Consider the following 18,054-nt stretch of genomic DNA (forward strand, 5'->3'; position numbering starts at 1 on the left):
TCCCCTTTCCTTATTGGTAGATATGCGATACGCCGGTTCGTGTGATCACCAGTACCCCCGTATTCTCATCCGGCAAAAGCAGCAGCACCTTGTCATCGTACAATTGCTTGCCTTGAGCGGTATAAGTGGTCATTTCATTCGTGGCGAGATTAATTCTGGTGACTCCGCTGTCTGTTCCAATCCATAAATAAGTCCGGGTCTTGTCTAGAACAGAGGTATTAATCCCCCGCATCGAAGCGAATATGGAAGGCTTGATATTAAATTCATAGTTAACAAAAGTCACGGCATTCACAAGGTCCGGCATGACCACATCCTTGTTAGCGATCGGAGGATTGTAGGAAGGGTCCTGAAGGAAGGTCAGGTATTGCTTGGCCAGCCCTTCTGCTCCTGTGGAGCTGAACGAACTTAATGCTTCCGTATAGGTGTACAGCTCGACAGCTTTGGGCTCTGGTGTCGGTGTTGGTGTCGGTGTTGGTTTTGGCGTTGGCGTTGGCGTCGGCGTCGGTGTTGGTGTTGGCGTTGATGTCGGCGTTGGTGTCGGCGTTGGTGTTGGTGTCGGCGTTGGATTCCCCGTACCCGGGCTAGGGGTTGGATTCGGAGATGAGGTTGGGGTCGGAGTTGGAGTTCCTGTGCCGCCGCTTGAACCCGAGCCTCCCGGGTTGCCGGCCGCAGGATTAATGAGCTGTCCTGAAGCGTCATAATCTTGTCCGCCTATCGTTACCTTGGCAGCATTGACCGTCAGCTTGTCCGGCTTGACCGGGAAAGACACCCCTTCTCCATTGACCACCGCTTCGGCGATTGTCCCTTCACCGGTGATCACTGCGGCACCGTTCAAGGTCATTTTCGTGACAACACTGCCTTTGTTCAGCTTGATCGCTGAGCCGCCTGCCTTAAGGGAGAGGTTGAAGCTGCCAATCCGGCCGCTCTCCAGCGTGAAGCCCGCCGGTGCAGTTACATTCAATTCATTGACATCCCCTGACACGGAGACAGCATCGGAAGCCCGCGTAAGCAAGTTCATGGTACTAACCGGCTGGCCGGATTCATTAACAATTCTGGCACCCGAGGTTACATCCATCTTCCCGGCAGTGGTCTTCCCCTTGAGGATTACTCTTACCGGAGAAGCAGGCTTGCTGATCACAATGCTGCCCACTTGACTGTCTGTCAGCGTAATGCTGTTCACACCGCCGCCGTTGATGTAGACGACGCCTTCAACTGCTGCGTTGTTGAGGCTCAGATTCCCTTCGCCAACGCCGGGAGTAATATATACATTCCCAGATAATTTCAGATTAGATAACGTACCTCCCGCTGTGTTAACGATCAGGTTGCTGCCGGAGATGCCTGAATGCTCTCCCCCGTCTGCCACCAGGGTTCCCATGGCATTGTTCATCATCTTCACTGCCTCGGCCCGCGTCAATGCCTTCTTGGGCTGGAATGCGCCTTGCGGTGTGCCCGCTACATAACCGGCCTCCTTCATCGCATAGACCGCTCCCTTGGACCAGCCGGCAATAAGGGCGTCATCTGTGAACGGGGCATATGAATTTCCTGATGCTGTAACATGGAATACTCTGCTGAGCATCAGCGCCGCCTGCTCCCGGGTCAGGATCTCCAGCGGCTGGATCTTCCCTCCGCCATCGCCGACAAGAGCACCGGCTGCGACTGCCTTGCTGATCTCAGAGGCGTACCAGGCCGTTTTAGGAACATCGCTGAAGCTCTGGCCGCTCTCCTCACTGAAATTAAAGATCCGGTTAATCAACGCGGCGAATTCTGTTTTGCGGATTCCCTCGTTCGGGAGCACAAGGCCATCGGGATTCCCCTTCAGTAGCCCCATCTCCTTCCACGAGGCCATTTCCTCAGCGGCCCATGCAGGAATCTTCTCGGCGGCTTCTGCCGATACCGTGGATACAACTGTACATGCCACGGACGAGACGACGGCGAATACTCCGAGCATCTGCTTCCATCTGAACTTCATATGCATTCCTCCTCAAAGTGTAATCGTTAACGCGATAAAGCCAGCTCCAGAATAGCCCTAACCAATGTCACCCCCATGTAAGGTTACCGATGTTGTTGTAGTAACATTTACACACATTCTATTTTTAATCATAACAAATTGTCAATACATTTATCATGCGGGTTCTACATACACACCCCATTTTCCACTTCCTCCCATAACATCGTATATTTCCTTGTGATATCAACGTTGTTTGCGCTTACAATATTTTACGCTGGAAGAGTTGTATCCTCCTTCACTTTCGGTTAAAAATGAATTTTCTCTGTCTTTTCGCCTAAAAAAACAATTGACAGGTCCTTGGCTATACTTAATAATGAAAACTATATTGTTACTACAAATTACTTATTCCGAACAAATCTTAGACCAAACCGGGGATACCTCACTCTATTGAGTTAAGTAATATTACATACGGGAGTGTGAATGCGAAAGGAAAAGCAGAAAGAAGAGGGAATCGCGTAGTCGCATCAGCTTATTGGCCCATACAAATCGAAGGAGCGATGAACGAATGAACAAAAGGAAGATTGCACTGGTCTCAACGATGCTGGTTACCGCCTTGACGGGCTGCTCTTCTGCAGCCTCTAATGACAGCTCAGCCAATACCGGCGGGTCCGGTGCTAAGCAGGAAACCCTCCGGATTGCTATGGGCTCGCCCGGCGAAGGCCTGATCAAGGTCTGGGAGACGATCGGCAAGGAGTTCGAGGCACAGCATCAGGGGATTAAGGTGGAATTCAACTATCAGGACGATGACACGTATCAGACGATTGGATTGCCCAATCTGCTAAGCGGCAAGAATGCTCCTGACTTGTACTTCGAATGGGCCGGACAGCGTCTGCAGACCAGAGTCACGGACGGGTATGCCGCAGATATTACAGACCAGCTCGAGAGCTCAGGACTGAAGGATATGTTCGCCGAAGGGACCTTCAATGGGATGGTGATCGACGGCAAGACATATATGATTCCTACTGCGGGCGATGTGACGAACGTAATCTTTTACAGTAAAAAGGTGTTCAATGATCTGGGCCTTCAGCCGCCAGCCACCTGGGAGGAATTCCTGAAGGTATGCGAAACTATTAAGCAGGCAGGCATCACCCCGCTCGTGATTGGCAACTCCGATCTGTGGACAGCAGGCAACTGGGTTGCCCATATCCTCTCACGCGTTGCGGGCGAGGATGCCTACAGTGAGGCCATGCAGCTGAAGCAGCCGTTCAATTCCCCTGATTTCGCCAAAGCCTATGGTTATGTGAAGGAGCTCTGGGATAAGGGCTATATTAATGAGAACATTACTGCCGCAAGCGACAGTGAAGCGGATATGCTGTTCCTGAACGGCAGCGGTGCTATGCATCCGATCGGCAGCTGGCTGGCTGCGACCGCAGTGGAAGAAACCCCCGGCCTTGAGCTGGGCTACTTCAATACGCCGGCCATGCCGGACGGCAAGGGCAATCAGGAGAGCGTCATCGGCGTGTTGAACGGAATGGTAGTCAATAAGAACTCCAAGCTGATCGGTGAGGCCATCGAATTCATGAAGCTCTACAGCTCCCCCGAATCCTCGAAGAAGCTCTCAGACGCCGGTGCTGTGCCGATTACCAAAGACGGGATTAACAAGGAGACCATGCTTCCGCTCTCGCTGGAGTTGAACGATCTGATGGAGAATGCCCCAGTGCTTGTATCGCCGCCCGATACCGGCTATTCCATTGAGGTCGCCAACGCGCTTAATATGGCCACCTCTAAGGTTATCGGAGGCGCGGAGTCCCCTGAAGCTGCTCTGGCTGAGCTGGAGACCACCATTGCCCCTCTGAAAAAATAACGGTGAATCCGCCCGCAAGGCGGCTTCATCCCGAAAACGGAAATTATGTATTTCCTTGTACATCAAGAATTGGAGGTGGCCCCATGTCCGGCCGAAGCAATAAGCTCTCTCCCTACCTGTTCATCTCTCCCGCCCTCCTGCTGTTTGGCTTCGTTGTCCTGGTCCCCGTGCTGATGACCTTCGTCTTCAGCTTCTACGACTGGAACGGGATCGGCACGATGCGTTTCACCGGCTTCGACAATTACATCCGCGCTTTGCAGGACCAGGTCTACATTAACTCCTACGGACACACGCTGATCTATATTGTTGCTACGGTCTTGGTCGAGGTCATTGCCGGACTCGGACTCGCAGGCTTGATCACGATGGGCCGCAAGGGCAGCGGAATATTCCGGCTAGCCTTCTTCGTCCCCGTCATGCTGCCGATGATTGTCGTCTCCTACCTGTGGAAGTTCGTCTATAATTCCGATTTTGGCCTCATTAATATCCTGCTGGAGAAAATCGGCCTGGAGAGCTGGACCCGTGTCTGGCTTGGCAACCCCGATACCGCGCTGTATGCCATCTGTATCGTCTCCGGCTGGGTGTATGCAGGCTTTTATATGACCATCTTCTATTCCGGAATCCAGCGCATCTCCAAAGAAGTCTACGAATCGGCCTATCTGGACGGCGCAGGGGAAGCACAGATCTTCTTCAAAATCAAAATCCCCATGATCCGTAATCTGGTGGAGACAGGCATCATGCTGTGTGTGCTCACCGGCTTCCAGTCCTTTGATCTGTTCTATGTCATGACTAACGGCGGACCGTACAATTCAACCGAGATCGTGACCACCTATCTGGTCAAGGTCGTCTTCACCCATATGAGCATCGGCTACGGCTCCGCGCTGGCCGTCATTATGACGATTGTAATCGCGGTGATCGGGCTGGTGGCCGGAAAAATGAAGAAGAAGGACGACGGTGTCCTGGAGTATTAGCGGGGAACCCGGAGCATGTAAACTGCGACATTATGAGAAAGTGAGGTGTATCCCTTGACGACCACGGCCCTGGATATCAAGAAAAAATCCTATAACAGCGGGGAAGCCGCCCGCCGCAGACCGTTCCCGCATATCCTGTATTATCTGTTCATGATCGTCATCTCCTGCTTCTATGCCTACCCGATTCTCTGGCTTATTCTCTCTTCCTTCCGGGTGAACCGGGAGATCTTCTCCTCTCCGTTCGCGCTGCCGGAGCAGATTCATCTGCAAAACTGGTCCAAAGCCTGGACGGTCGGCAATATGAGCACCTACGCCAGCAACAGTGTAATTGTCACCTCGGTCACCGTTGCGGGTATTCTGCTCTTCGCCAGCCTCGCAGCCTTCGCCTTCAGCAAGCTGCGCTTCCGCGGCAGCAGCCTGCTGATGCTGCTGTTCGTCTTCGGACTGTTCATGCCGCTGCAATCCTTTTTCATCGCGCAGAGCTATATTTTTGAGCAGCTGAATCTGAAGGATTCTTATATGGGCTTAATTCTCCCTTATATCGGCACCGGACTGCCGCTGGCCATCTTCCTGCTCAAGGCGTACTTGGACTCGATCCCGAAAGAGCTGCTGGAGGCTGCCCGGATTGACGGCTGCGGAGACTGGCGGATGTACGGCAGAATCATCCTTCCGCTCTTGATTCCGAATATGGCTACCGTGGGGATCTTCTCTGCGCTGAATGCCTGGAATGAGCTGCTGCTGGCTATGCTGTATATCCAGGACGACTCCCTGAAGACGATTCCGGTAGGTCTGCTGGCCTTCTCCAGCCGCTATATGACCGACTATAAGCTGCTGTTCTCCGCACTGGCGATGATTACGCTCCCGATGATTATCGTCTACCTCTTCTTCCACCGCTATATCGTGGCCGGCCTGACTGAAGGGGCGCTGAAATAAGCGGCCGGCAGTAAGATCATTCACACTAACGACAAATAGCCCCTTCAGCAGACGTAACCGGAACCATGAACTCATGAGATTCCAAGTCTAATCTGCCTGGAGGGGCTATGTTGCGAACACTCTCATGCTATCTACGAACTTGCCGCCTCTTCCGTCTTGAACGGCCGGACATACCGCCATCCGTTCTCATACGCAGGATAGCTGGTATACCCGTACCCTAACTCATAGAATGAGGACCCCGGGGAATGCTGCGGAATGGCTTCAATGACCGTCCCCTTGGGGATATGTAGAGCCACCGCCGTATCCTTGCTTGGAATCTCACTATAATATTGCAGAGACACAGGCGCTTGTATGAAATGCGTTATCACATAGGCAGGCTCTCCAGAGATACCGGGAAAATAGGAGCTTACGCGCCCAGATCCATCTGCTCCAGCGGAATGCCTTGTTGATAGGGACTGGCTGCTGCCGTAGCCGAGAAATCCTTGCGTAGCTGGTGGTTGTGATACCATGCGGACCCTGTCCGGTAGGCAATAACACCCAAGAGGATAATGACCGTCAAAACGGTGCACCACCACAGGAATGGCTTAGAGACTGAGGGAACAGACATGTCATTATCCTCCTTATGGGGGACCTTAATATTTTGGCCGAGCAGAATTATTCGAAATTCACATGAAATCCCTCATCCTCCGGCTCCCCCACTGCAAACCCCAGCACCCTCGTCGCTTCCGCCTTGAGCCTTCCGATCCACGAATCCCACTCGCTCGTCTGCATCTGGGCGTAGAACGACAAGCCGCTCGGCTCAACGGACGCCGTTATGAACCTCTCGTCCATTTCCTGCCCGTACCAATACGGAATTCCGTCTGTGTACCCCAGCCAACCAGGCATCGACTCATATATATTAGCTACTTTCGTCCAAATCTCATCCGGCAGATGGGCCCAGATATTCAGGTTGCAGTTATGGATGTCCATCAGATCATCACCGTCCCCTTTTCCAGTTCAACATATCATTCTCTTGGAATACACCATAAGCTTATAATCGTTGTTGTCTGACTCTGGACTGCTCATTTCTTCTTCTGCCTCTGACACTTCGATGCTCCCAGCTTTCACTATATCCACATAATGCGATAGCACTTGGCTGATGTCATTCACCTTCTCCAGTACACATCCGAAAGGCAGTTCAACCCCTTCATAAAAGGACACGACCGAGACCTGGAACGCGGGAATCTGATAATCCCCCCAACAATAGAACACAAACGGCTTCCCTGGATAGAGACGGCTCAAATAGCTGGACCAGGAATCTTCAATGAAGCTTATGAGCTGCTTGAATTCATTTAGCGAGAGCTTGTCTTTTCGGATCAGCTTGTTCAATCTCTGAATGGTGTAGAAGTTATAACGGGCCTCGGCTTGGTACTGCTGTTTGTCATTGGAAAAAAGTAAATCTGGACGCTCTGCGATCTCAGATATTTCGTGAAAGGCCTTTATACTCTTATCTCTAAGAAAATCAATCATTGCGTCCTCACTCCCTTCAACTAAACTTCATTCTCATCCTATCAATAAAAAACGAATAGAATCAACCGTTCCATTCCCGCCTGTGCACAGCTATGTTATCGTTCCTATATACTTTGATATATGAGGGAGCGGGAAGTCCTTCAATCCGAGATGGTCTGGCTGGAAGCCTTAACCTTGGATACCGATGTGACTCTGCCTTCACCCTGCAAGAATACTCGCGGAGAATTCATTACGGATGTGAACCATACTCACTGTACTTTGTTACGATGGGTGGAGAGTGAGCAGAAGCCTTTCATTCCTACTATAGAAGATGCCTGAGCCATAGGTGAATTGATCGGCAAGCTACATAAGCAAGCCTCGAACTGGAGCATCCCCGATGCTTTTGAACGCCCGGCCTTCGACGGCTCCCGGATCTTGCAAGCCCTTGATATGCTGAAGGAACATGCGGCTGCCGGACTGCTTAGTGCGGGTGATGTGGAGCTGCTGCGGCTAGCCGGGGAGCGGGTCATTCACATGATGAATTCTATGGAGCGGACCGCCAGTAATTGGGGAATGATTCATGCTGATCTGATTCCAAGTAATTTGGTGTTCCTTGAACAAGAAGTACGGCCCATTGATTTCGGCGCTTGCGGGTTCGGTTATTACTTAGTGGATTTGGGCTGGACGTTCTCCTACATCCATCCTTCGTTCAGAGAACAGCTGCTTCAGTCTTATTCCAAGCCCATCCGTTACCGGATAACTATACCCAGCGGTTAGAGGGCTTCTTCATTGCAGCACAACTGGAGACGATGAATTTCTGGTTGGGTCTGCCGGACTGGCAGGAATGGCTGCCTGGACATATTGGTAAATTAGCCAGTAGAGAGGTTAAGGCCTACTTAAACAATGAATCGTTCCTCTTCAGCGGCGTGTCTTATTGGGAATAGCAAGGCTATATTAGCTCATGCTCAATTTGTTTTCTTCTCCATAATTAAGCTGACGATCTGCTCCATCTCCTCCTGGTTAAGGACAGAATACCATCGGGTGGTGGTGTTATCCTTGCTAACTCTCAGCAGAAGCAGCTCCTTCTTATCTTCGGAGACATCCAGAATCACTCTTAGGCCGCCTTGGACGCTTAAAAATATGGAGTCGAATTGATCCGGCTCTTTTTGGTTACTTTTGTTCTTTTCCTTGATTTGCAGGCTGGAAAGACGGGTTATGAGATCGCTAAGATCATCATCGCGGGTAATCTCGAATTCCCTCTCTGCGTCATTTCCAGGAATGAAGGTCAGGGTAGTAATCTCCTTGTTAGGCAAAATGGGGGCTACCTGCCCTACCGTTGTGGTTACAGGATGGAGCCAGATGCGAATGGTGGTACCATAATTTTGGATCAACAGGACAATAGGAAGAACGGTAATTATAATTCTAAGTGTTAAAAAAACCTTCCGGTTACGCATATAAGGTTAACCTCCTTGTCTGCTCATTCATCATGATATCGTTTTGACATTCACCCCCAAGTATATCATAAGCTGGTGAAGCCCTCGGGTGTCTTATTTCCTTCTAAGGGCAAGAGCATTGTTGCACATCTTGCAGGATTTTCTATAACTATCATTAGCTGTGGGTACAATGTTGCATGATTTGCAGGAATTCTGGCGCAGAGAGCAAGATAGCGCTAACTTTGTTACATTTCGTGCAGGATTTCGACGTAGACCACTTCTATTGAGGAGTATTGTTGCAATTTTTGCAGGATTTCTCTAAAAATGTTGCTGGCTGCGGGGCACGGGGCCCATTCCTCATCGCAGCAGCCCATTGTATTCGCCTATACAATAACAAAGACGCTGCGGGGAAATTCCCGAGCGTCTTTGTTGATGTATAAAGGAAGAAAGGTACTCCCTCAGTTCTTCCCGCCATACCCCTTATACGTCCCGTACACAGCATTGGCATACTGATCCGCCAGAATCGGGCGGCCGTAGGAATCGGTGGCGCCTGGATACCAGTTGTCGCCTCCGTTGTAGTGTAAAAGTCCGTTGTAGATGTTGCCGAATCTGGAGATCTTCTCATCGAGAATCAGTCCGCCCAAGGCTACCTGATCCTGCTCGCTGCTGTGATTATAGGTGCGGCCGAATTTGGCGCTGAATTGGGAGGCATACGCGGCACGTGTATTCGGCTCGACCTGCATCAAGCCGTCACCGGCGGACGGGCTGCCCGGCAGACCTGCTCCGAAGCTGCTCTCTTTCTTGATCACCGCGCTCAGAAGTAGAGCGAAATCTCCCCCTTTGCCGAATTTATTGTCCACGTTCATGGCATACGTCCAGATCTGGCTGGGCACCTCGGAGGGGCGGGTGACGCCGGTTGCGGGCGGTGAACCGGTGTAGATTTTGACCGAAGACATCTTGTCATTCACACTGTCGCCGACCCAGGAGGAGCTTGAGGTATAGGTCCACTTCGTGCCCCCGAAGTTATCGTCTGCATACACCTCTACCGTCCAGCCGCTGGGTACCTTGAGCGAGGACATCCAGTCATTCGGAATGCCTGCATTGTTCAGCTGGGACAGCACATAATTGCCTATTCCCAGGGTAACAGCCTTGCCGCCATAATCCCTGTCTGCATAGAAGATGGCCCCATTCGTTGCCGGTGGCGTTGTGGGCGTTGGTGTCGGTGTGGTGGTGCTGCCGCTTTTCCATAGTGCAGGAACATTCGGCGGCTCCCAGCCGGTGAGGGACGTATGCGCCTGCAGACAGGTATATGTACCTCCGCCATAGGTTACGGTGTCATTCACCGCATAGGCTGTGTTTGGTGACCACGCTCCTCTCGCGGCTGCCTCTGCGTTCGGTAAGGCGGTGAAGAACACGGAGAGCAGTAATACGAATGCGGCTAACAGGGATACAGCTCTAGCTGACACTTTGGTATACAATAGCCAAGCCTCCTCAGATCGTTTCCCCGCAAACTGCCCCACAAAGTGATGCTAAGCTTCGATGCTTACTCAGGTACTTTGCGGGGGCCCCAAAACATAATATAAAAAGGCCCCTTCAAGGGCCATCCACAGGGTACTATATTTTATTACCGATTTTCTAATTCATTCCATAAATCATGTATCTTTCAAAACACCCCGAGAACCTTACAATTTTCGACATTCCCGTCTCCTTACCTCGCATTCTACACGGGAATTCAGCCTGTTCAGGCAAGAAAAGAAAACTTTAAATAGTGCAATTTCACACAATTTTCGGCAATGATGCTATCATTAAGGCAATGAGCTTAAGAATGACGAATTTTGTAGATTGGGGTCAGCATCATGATGAGGGGTATACTAAGGTCCGGTTGTCGTAATATCTGGTTACATATCGCTGTGGTCGTAGTTATCGGGCTGATCGCAAGCTATGCCATCCTGTCTGCAACGCCGGATGCCCCCAAGCCCCGAAGCAAGGAAGGCCTTCTGGATCTAACGCACAACTCTATCTATCAGAATCCGCTGAAGCTACAGGGAGAATGGGCCTTCTATTGGCACAAGCTGCTCTCACCCGAGGATATACGAGGCCAGATGGCAGGCGGACAACCAGCCGACCAAGACCGGTATATCAACATCCCCAGCTCCTGGCTAGGCTACCCGATGGACGGTAATGCGCTGAAGGGCGAAGGCTATGCCACCTTCCGGCTGGTGATCCGGCTTAGTGAGCAGGATAGTAAGGAGCGGTTGGCTCTGCGGCTGCCTACTATTTTTCATGCGTATAAATTATGGGTGAACGGAGAGCTGCTGTCAGAGGTCGGTGTGGTGGATCAGGACAAGGAGGGCATGACGCCGATTCTGGCGACGAGACTGGTGTTCTTCCAGCCTGAAGGCGACACGGTGGAGCTGGTGATGCAAGTAGCGAACTTCCATCATAAGCGGGGCGGCATCACCAAGGATATCGAGCTGGGCGGCAGTAATGTGTTAACGGTCCGGACCCATCTGAAGATTGCTGCCGATATGTTCATCACGGCCAGCCTGCTGGTGATCGGCGTGTATCATCTCCTGCTGTTCATGCTACGCCGTAAGGACCGGGCCCCGCTATACTTCGGCCTGTTCACTGTGATGTTCGCGATCCGCTCCCTGCTGAACGGCGAGCTTATGCTTACCCAGTGGCTGCCTCACTTTCCATGGGAATTGCAGTTCAAGCTGGAGTATCTGATCCTATGCCTCGGCGGATGGGTGATCACGATGTATTTTGAGTGCATTTTCCCGGATTACGTGTCGCGGTGGTTCCGCTATGGCTCCCGGATCGTCACCGGCGCACTCTGTCTGGTGGTTGTGGTGACCCCTGCCCTCGTCTATTCCCGGATGCTGGTGCTGATCGGTGTCGTCGTGGTTCTCCATATGGTGTATCTGATGGTGGGGCTGGCTCATGCGGCCTTGCGGCGGATGGAGGGAGCGCTGATCTTCCTGCTGGTGTCGGTGGTGGCTCTGGCTACGGTGGTCAACGATTTCCTGTATTACAACGAATGGTCGCCCATCGCCAATACCTCCCCGTTCGGACTGCTCATCTTCACGGTTGCCCAGATGCTGCTGCTCTCTTCCAGATTCACGCGGGCAGCAACGAATGAAGAGCGGATTGCACGGGAGCTGCAGGAGGCCAACCACAAGCTGACCGGGATGAATGCCAACCTGGAGCAGATTGTGCTGGAGCGCACCCGTGCCTTATCCGTCGCCCATGAGGACCTCCGCCTGTCGTATGAGCGGTTACTGCATTCCGAGGAAGGCCGGAAGAAGCTGCTGGCCTACATCACGCATGATCTGCGGATGCCGCTGTCCAGTATGCTCGGTTATGTCGAGGCGGTGATAGACAGGGTGAAGCCGGAGCACAATGAACAATACCTGAGGTATATCCGTGATAACACGATAAGGATCAACCGCATGATCGGGGAGCTGAGCTTCTTGTCCCATCTGGAGACAGGGCAAGTGGAATACCGGATAGAGCCGGTTCAGGTGATGCAGTTCCTGCGCGGCTTCTATGAGCAATATGAGCTGGTGGTGCGGGATGCGGGGCTGGATTTCGCTCTGAACATCGGGGATACGGAAGCTTCAAGCGCGGACCAGCCTGTTGCCCGGATCGATACACAACGCTTAGAACAGGCGTTATTCAATCTGGTGTCGAACGCGATGAAGTTCACGCCTGACGGCGGATTGGTGCGTCTTGCCTTAACCGTGGACGAGGTGAATGATACCCGCTCTGCGGTAATCAGCGTACAAGACTCCGGTATAGGTATTCCTCCAGCGCAGCTGGAGCAGATCTTCGACCGCAATTACCGGGTGGACCGGCCGGGGGTGGACATGGGCGTGGAGGGCAGCGGGCTGGGGCTCGCGATATGCCGGGAAATTGTGCAAGCGCATGGCGGGAGTGTCCGGGCGGAGAGCGACGGGAAGACGGGGTCGATTTTCCGGGTCATATTGCCGTTGATCTGAGATGCAGGAAGGTGACAATAGAATGGACACATACCGAATTATGATCGTTGACGACGATCCCCATATCTGCGAGATTGTTCAGCTATACTGCCAGCGGGAGGGCTTCGACTCCTCATCCTGCCACAACGGGGCCGATGCTATGATGCTGCTGGCATCCTTTAACCCGGACCTGATTGTGCTGGATGTGCTGCTGGCGAATGAGAACGGCATTGACTGGTGCAAGAACGCACGCAATTACACGAATGCGCCGATTGTGTTCCTAAGCAGTCAAGAGGAGGATGAGGTGAAGATCAGCGCCTTATCGTATGGCGGGGACGATTATGTAACCAAGCCGTTCAGTCCGGGCGTACTCATGGCCAAGATCAAGGCCCATCTCCGCAGGATATCCTCAGGCAGAAGAGAACAGCTGCTGGAGCTGCCGGGACTAACGCTGGATTTCTATGCACAGTCTGTCCATATGGGCAGCAGAACGATTTTTCTGTCGAAAAAGGAATTCAGTCTGCTCTCCTACATGGCACAGAACGTGAATCAAGTGGTCACTGTCGATAAGCTGTTTCACCTCATCTGGGGGATGAAGAGTCTGGAGGATACGCGAACGGTGGCGGTCCACATCAGTAATCTGCGCAAAAAAATCGAGGACGACCCTATCCATCCCGAGCGGATCATTACCGTCCGGGGGGCCGGATATATGCTGGCTGCCGGGAAACGCTGAACCAGCGAATCGCGCTGACGGCTGCGGCTATAACCATCATCGTGCCCCGCGCCGCAGATCATAGAAGTACTCCACCGCCGGATGCTTCCGCTGCATCTTCCCGGCCATCCCCTCGATCCGCTTCCGCCCGACTCTCCGGTCCATCAGAGCCAGGATATTCAGTACTATATCACTGCTCTCCAGGCTCTCCTCAATGGGAGTAACCAGGAACTTATTCGCCACCATAATGAAATTCGATTTCGTCAGGCCAGCCTGGGCCAATATCAGTGCCTTGGCATGTTCAGTGGTTAAGCGGCTTCGGGCCATAATAATTAGGCGGTCCTCAGGGATCGGCCCCTTGGCCGTCAGTCTGACTGCTTCAATATCCTCATGGGTGACGGGAATATGCAGCTCCGGGTCATTCTTGACCTCCAGCTCGGACGAGTACCAGCGGATGGGGCTGGACTTGTCGGTCATGCTGAGGATGTTCTTCTTGTCCACCGTAATATAACAGGTGCCTGATTTATCAGGCGAATAGCGGTAAGCGGGCGCCCGGTACTCTACCCGTCCCTCTAAGGATGGGCTGAGGAAGCCCTCCAATTGTTGCTTGAGTTTGCTCCAGGACATGTAATCCCACCTTCACTAAAAAAATAGAGGACCGGCTTGTTGGCTCCGGGCTTGTCCCTTCCCTCAACTCTCCGATCCTCACTTATCTTACCCGGTAAACGGACTCTCCGGCAACCCCAGCGCTACACGTAACAGGTTCAGGCTGGATATTTGCGGATTGGCCCGAGATTCTTCATATTCTCTTTTTCTGACCAGCAATTCCGCACTTTCATCGGGGTCTTGCTGCAATGTATCGAGCATCCATTGCAGCAGCATGGGCAGATTCCCGTAAGCTCCGATTTCCTGGTCGGAAAGGGGCTTATCTGTTACTATATTGTACCCTTCCACGATTCGTTCCCGGGGGAGGATATGGGCATCTCTGCTTTCATTCACCCGGGTCAGACCTGCGGCTGCAAACCGCTCCGAGTCGAGCAGTTCCAGCGTAGCCTCCAGCTCAGCGCTCTGCCAACCGGTGACAGTTACCATCCCTTGTCTGTCGATCTTAATATCTGCCAAATCCTTCGAGAGCTGGATCTCATCCAAGCTAAGCCGTTCCCGGCGCTCCGCCGGAAGTGTGCCTAACAGCCCGACCAGCCTGTCTATCCGGCTAATTACGGCTATACCTTCTTCAGGCACGGTGCCCGGTGCCAGAAAATAATCATCGCTAATGTCCAGCAGCATCTCTTTCAGCAACTCACGGTGCTCACAGGTATATTCACGCGTTACCCAGGTTACTTCCTTCATCTCCTTCTGCGTGCTGAGCGTCTTCCCTTCGCTGTTACTGATTTTAATGGATAAATCGAGTATCTCCGGGTAGTTGCGGCTCAGTATGTCTGCAGGAGATAACTTCTGTTCAGTAGTCCCGGAGGCTTCTTCCTGCAGCTGCTCTACCCGGTTCATCACTGCGGTTGCTGCATCCGGGTGGGCCCACGTAAATAATCCGTGAATACACCAATCTTCTACAAACGGCTCAAGCATCCCGATCGCTACGGCCCAAGGCGGAAGCTTAATCATCGTCTCACAGTAAGGCATCCGGTACCTCTCTCCAGTCCAGATGTCTTCAATGATCTCACCTTGCTCATACCGGTCTACGTGCTGGTAGCAGGACAGCTTCATCTCCAGCCAACGCTCCAGCATCTTCAGGTCCTCTCCGGTATATCTGTGCCCTCGCTCTTCCATGAACCACTCTATTCCACGCAGACCATTATCATATACATGGAAGAAATGCGCCCACATGTTGCCAGCCCCGTCTAAGGAATATCCTAAATTAGTTTTGAAGGGAAGAACTTTTTGATGATCAAATGTCCATTCTCCGCCATGCTTCTGAGCCATAAAGGCATAAAGGTCTTTCGTCAATTTAAATTTACGATCAAAAAAATGCCGCCCCTTCGCCTGCAGTGTCTGCTCCTCCGCTTGCTTCAGCATACAGCATTGCTTATACTTTTTGCCGCTGCCGCAAGGACAAGGGTCATTTCTTCCTGTCATGTTCATACTCCTCTGAGGTTAGATATATTCATCTTAATAGTACTTAGGCCATAGTCTGTCGTTAATCTCATGGTTAACGAATTAGTAAGTCGAGTTTAGAAACGACATCTGACAGTATGGGCTGTGGCACTTTACAGATGAACACTGCCTGCCGGGATTGCCAATCGAGACTCTTTACCTGATCAGCAAGGACAACCCCTTCAATGGGCAGATCCTGAGGAATGCCTACTTCAAACGGATAGCCCTTCGATCTAGAAGTTACCGGACAGACCAAAAAGAGCCCAACCTTACCATTATAAGAAGCAGGCGACACGACCAGGGCAGGGCGCTTGCCTGCTTGTTCGTGTCCCGCTTGTGGATTGAATTGCAACCATATCAAATCGCCTCGATCCGGCACATATGCACCTTTCACCATACTTCCCGTCCTTGTTGCTCACCTGTAGAGACCTCTTTATGGATATTATCCGGGGTAACCTGGGATAACATTTCATCCAGTGTAACCGACTTAGGCTTAATAACAAGATGTCCATCTTCCACATCAAAGTCAACTTCAGAGCCTTCCTCAATTCCGACCTTTAGGGCAAGGGATTTCGGAATACGAATGCCCAAGCTATTTCCCCATTTTTGAACCTGAAACATAGAATCGCCCCCTAAATTGTATATACAAAGTTTATACACAATGCACTTAGAAGTCAAATCATAATATTGAATCCCCCTCAATCCTTATACGGATCGAACTCATCCGCGCCAGCCATACATACGCCCACTGGCTTTAGCACATGCATAACCTCAACGGTTCCGGCGTGCGCGTCCAGCACCTCTTGCAGCTTCCGGTAGACAAAAGGACTCTCGTCCGTCCCCGCTCCGCGCAGCTCTACGCCAAATTCCCGGACCGCAGCTAACATCTGCGCTGTTGTGATCTGGCCGCCGCTGCGGGTGCGGGTTTTATAGTTCATACGGCCTGCCGCCTGGGTCCGGCTCATGATTCGGCCTGCTCCATGAACGGTGCTATAATACGCCTCCCGGTTCTCCGCGCTGTCCTTGCCCTGGACGATCACGGAGATGTCTCCCATGCTCCCGCCGATGAAGCCCATCTGGCCGGGTGCGGACGGAGTAGCTCCTTTGCGGACAACGATGACTTCCTTGCCGTCATGTGTCTCTTTCCAGGCATAGTTATGATGGTTATGCACCTCCATATCCGCTTCCGTTCCCAGGATAGCCAAGACCTGCTGGATAACATAGTCTCTTCCTGCATAGGCATAACGCCCGGCCAGCTTCATCGCTCTGTAATACATATCGCCCAGCTCACTGTGCAGGTCGAGCAGTACGGGCGGCTGATCCATCTTTTCTCCGGGGGCATTTGCCAGGAAGTCTCTGCCTGCTGCCAGGTTAAGGAACCCGCTCGCTGTCTTATGCCCGAACCCTCTGCTGCCGAAATGGTTGGCGATCCACACCCGGCCGGTTGCGTCTTCTTCCAGTATGTCTACGAAGTGGTTGCCGCTGCCGACAGTACCGAGCTGATTCTGCGCCAGGACCTTCAGCTTATCATGTACTCCGCTGCCCACCGCTTTGAACACCGCCCAATCCGGGTCGTCGAACAGCTCATGGTCCACCCGCTCGTTATTAACCCGCCCTACACCGAAGGAGATTCTGCGGGCAATCTCGTCCATGACCCCTGAGAGTCGCGGCCGCAGCTCCTCTATCTTCAAGCCGGTCCGCACCGCCTTATTCCCGCACCCGATATCGTAACCCACGCCAGACGGCGAGATCTGTCCGTCGTACACGACAACCCCGCCAATTGGCTGGCTGTAGCCTTTATGATGATCCGCCATGAGCAGGGTCTGCACCACGTTGCCATTCTCCGCACACATCCGGGCCTGCACCATGGCTCCTTCATCCGGCTTCCCCCACACACGCACACCGTCTATATTCTGATACGCCATTTCGTTCTACCTCCTATGATCGGGATCACTGCGATGGTGCCGCAGCGTCCTCATGCCCTCTTAAGCTTCTGTGTCTATAATCGCTTATCCGGGACCCCAAGTACATGGCGGAAGTATTACGAACTGGGGATATCTAACAATGTAGCATAAGTTACCGGCATTCGAGAACCTAAATAGACCGCCCCGTAAAGGAAACGGCCTATTTACTATCACACAAGATTTTATTTAGTATCTATGGTTGCAATCTTCTTCACATTATCCCAGCTTATCGTTGCCCCTATGGCTTGGCTAATAAAACGGAGGTTCACATAAACTGTTCCTTCAGGAGTATTAAATGGCGTTTGAGTTAAAGTGAATTCTTTATCATTGACCTTGGCCTTAAGGCTATCCACGGTCATTTTAATCGTTGTCCCTGTACTTTGGGCCGTAACATTTCCGGTTTTGGAATCCCATTGGACATTCATATTTAAGGCTTCAAATATCTTACGAAACGGCACCATCGTGTTCCCATTTAGGATGATGGGCTTAGTATCGAAGCCAAGTGGCTTCCCGTCTAAAACAACGGAACCATACGTAGTAGGTGTTGCTGCATTCACTCTGGAGACTGAAATACAACCTACCGAGGCCATGATGAAGACAAGAAACGGTATTATAAATTTCATTTTCATAAGGCTCTCCTCCAAATTAAGAGTTC

Annotated in this window: 20 protein-coding genes; 7 read left to right on the forward strand and 13 right to left on the reverse strand. The window is 52.0% G+C overall.

Annotated elements, in window-relative coordinates; genetic code table 11:
- Window positions 1-10 precede the first annotated feature (10 nt).
- A complete protein-coding gene (locus tag MKX63_RS00400) occupies window positions 11-1,969 on the reverse strand; it encodes an S-layer homology domain-containing protein (RefSeq protein ID WP_341014519.1) in 1,959 nt (652 codons plus the stop codon).
- A 544-nt stretch (window positions 1,970-2,513) separates the two neighbouring features.
- On the opposite strand from MKX63_RS00400, the gene MKX63_RS00405 reads away from it, so the two are divergent.
- From MKX63_RS00405 to MKX63_RS00415, 3 genes are all read left to right on the forward strand, one after another.
- Complete coding sequence (locus MKX63_RS00405; RefSeq protein WP_341014521.1) at window positions 2,514-3,812, forward strand: ABC transporter substrate-binding protein; 1,299 nt, start codon at window positions 2,514-2,516, stop codon at window positions 3,810-3,812.
- 83 nt (window positions 3,813-3,895) lie between these two features.
- Window positions 3,896-4,780 carry a carbohydrate ABC transporter permease gene (locus tag MKX63_RS00410; protein WP_341014522.1) on the forward strand — a complete coding sequence of 295 codons (885 nt, stop codon included), beginning with the start codon at window positions 3,896-3,898 and terminating at the stop codon, window positions 4,778-4,780.
- Between the two features lie 54 nt (window positions 4,781-4,834).
- The gene (locus MKX63_RS00415) at window positions 4,835-5,713 is read left to right on the forward strand and encodes a carbohydrate ABC transporter permease (protein WP_341014523.1); all 879 of its coding nucleotides are present in this window, start codon (window positions 4,835-4,837) and stop codon (window positions 5,711-5,713) included.
- A 131-nt stretch (window positions 5,714-5,844) separates the two neighbouring features.
- On the opposite strand, the gene MKX63_RS00420 is transcribed toward MKX63_RS00415, so the two are convergent.
- The 4 genes from MKX63_RS00420 to MKX63_RS00435 form a co-directional block, all read right to left on the reverse strand.
- Window positions 5,845-6,054, reverse strand: coding sequence for a hypothetical protein (locus MKX63_RS00420; protein WP_341014525.1), 210 nt, complete (start codon window positions 6,052-6,054; stop codon window positions 5,845-5,847).
- A 65-nt stretch (window positions 6,055-6,119) separates the two neighbouring features.
- Window positions 6,120-6,320, reverse strand: a complete 201-nt coding sequence (locus MKX63_RS00425; RefSeq protein WP_341014526.1) for a hypothetical protein — start codon at window positions 6,318-6,320, stop codon at window positions 6,120-6,122.
- Window positions 6,321-6,367: 47 nt separating this feature from the next.
- Window positions 6,368-6,682 (reverse strand): hypothetical protein, encoded by a 315-nt coding sequence (locus tag MKX63_RS00430; RefSeq protein ID WP_341014528.1) that lies wholly within the window; start codon window positions 6,680-6,682, stop codon window positions 6,368-6,370.
- Between the two features lie 27 nt (window positions 6,683-6,709).
- Window positions 6,710-7,222: a hypothetical protein gene (locus MKX63_RS00435; protein ID WP_341014529.1), complete on the reverse strand. Its 513-nt coding sequence runs from the start codon at window positions 7,220-7,222 to the stop codon at window positions 6,710-6,712.
- Window positions 7,223-7,552: 330 nt separating this feature from the next.
- Between MKX63_RS00435 and MKX63_RS00440 the strand changes: the two genes are divergently transcribed.
- Together MKX63_RS00440 and MKX63_RS00445 are read left to right on the forward strand one after the other, a co-directional pair.
- Complete coding sequence (locus tag MKX63_RS00440; protein WP_341014530.1) at window positions 7,553-7,978, forward strand: phosphotransferase; 426 nt, start codon at window positions 7,553-7,555, stop codon at window positions 7,976-7,978.
- Between the two features lie 32 nt (window positions 7,979-8,010).
- Complete coding sequence (locus MKX63_RS00445; RefSeq protein WP_341014531.1) at window positions 8,011-8,145, forward strand: hypothetical protein; 135 nt, start codon at window positions 8,011-8,013, stop codon at window positions 8,143-8,145.
- 21 nt (window positions 8,146-8,166) lie between these two features.
- Here the strand turns inward: MKX63_RS00445 and MKX63_RS00450 are convergent, their stop codons facing one another.
- Both MKX63_RS00450 and MKX63_RS00455 read right to left on the reverse strand, forming a co-directional pair.
- Window positions 8,167-8,592, reverse strand: coding sequence for a hypothetical protein (locus MKX63_RS00450; protein ID WP_341014533.1), 426 nt, complete (start codon window positions 8,590-8,592; stop codon window positions 8,167-8,169).
- A gap of 500 nt (window positions 8,593-9,092) precedes the next feature.
- Window positions 9,093-10,112: a carbohydrate-binding protein gene (locus MKX63_RS00455; protein ID WP_341014535.1), complete on the reverse strand. Its 1,020-nt coding sequence runs from the start codon at window positions 10,110-10,112 to the stop codon at window positions 9,093-9,095.
- A 378-nt stretch (window positions 10,113-10,490) separates the two neighbouring features.
- On the opposite strand from MKX63_RS00455, the gene MKX63_RS00460 reads away from it, so the two are divergent.
- Together MKX63_RS00460 and MKX63_RS00465 are read left to right on the forward strand one after the other, a co-directional pair.
- Entirely contained in the window at window positions 10,491-12,635 is a 2,145-nt protein-coding gene (locus tag MKX63_RS00460; protein WP_341014538.1) for a sensor histidine kinase, read from the forward strand.
- A gap of 22 nt (window positions 12,636-12,657) precedes the next feature.
- Window positions 12,658-13,347, forward strand: coding sequence for a response regulator transcription factor (locus MKX63_RS00465; protein WP_341014540.1), 690 nt, complete (start codon window positions 12,658-12,660; stop codon window positions 13,345-13,347).
- A gap of 36 nt (window positions 13,348-13,383) precedes the next feature.
- Here MKX63_RS00465 and MKX63_RS00470 read toward each other — a convergent pair whose 3' ends face one another.
- From MKX63_RS00470 to MKX63_RS00495, 6 genes are all read right to left on the reverse strand, one after another.
- A complete protein-coding gene (locus tag MKX63_RS00470; protein WP_341014543.1) occupies window positions 13,384-13,953 on the reverse strand; it encodes an SF0329 family protein in 570 nt (189 codons plus the stop codon).
- An 87-nt stretch (window positions 13,954-14,040) separates the two neighbouring features.
- Window positions 14,041-15,417: a YecA family protein gene (locus MKX63_RS00475; protein ID WP_341014545.1), complete on the reverse strand. Its 1,377-nt coding sequence runs from the start codon at window positions 15,415-15,417 to the stop codon at window positions 14,041-14,043.
- A gap of 73 nt (window positions 15,418-15,490) precedes the next feature.
- Complete coding sequence (gene mazF, locus MKX63_RS00480; RefSeq protein ID WP_341014548.1) at window positions 15,491-15,832, reverse strand: endoribonuclease MazF; 342 nt, start codon at window positions 15,830-15,832, stop codon at window positions 15,491-15,493.
- A complete protein-coding gene (locus MKX63_RS00485; protein ID WP_341014549.1) occupies window positions 15,826-16,056 on the reverse strand; it encodes an AbrB/MazE/SpoVT family DNA-binding domain-containing protein in 231 nt (76 codons plus the stop codon). The genes mazF and MKX63_RS00485 overlap by 7 nt, the downstream gene beginning before the upstream one ends.
- 77 nt (window positions 16,057-16,133) lie before the next feature.
- Window positions 16,134-17,360, reverse strand: coding sequence for an RtcB family protein (locus MKX63_RS00490; RefSeq protein WP_341014551.1), 1,227 nt, complete (start codon window positions 17,358-17,360; stop codon window positions 16,134-16,136).
- A 221-nt stretch (window positions 17,361-17,581) separates the two neighbouring features.
- Entirely contained in the window at window positions 17,582-18,028 is a 447-nt protein-coding gene (locus MKX63_RS00495; RefSeq protein WP_341014553.1) for a copper amine oxidase N-terminal domain-containing protein, read from the reverse strand.
- Window positions 18,029-18,054: the final 26 nt, after the last annotated feature.

It is taken from the genome of Paenibacillus sp. FSL R7-0179 (assembly GCF_038002265.1).
GTDB lineage: Bacteria > Bacillota > Bacilli > Paenibacillales > Paenibacillaceae > Paenibacillus_AQ.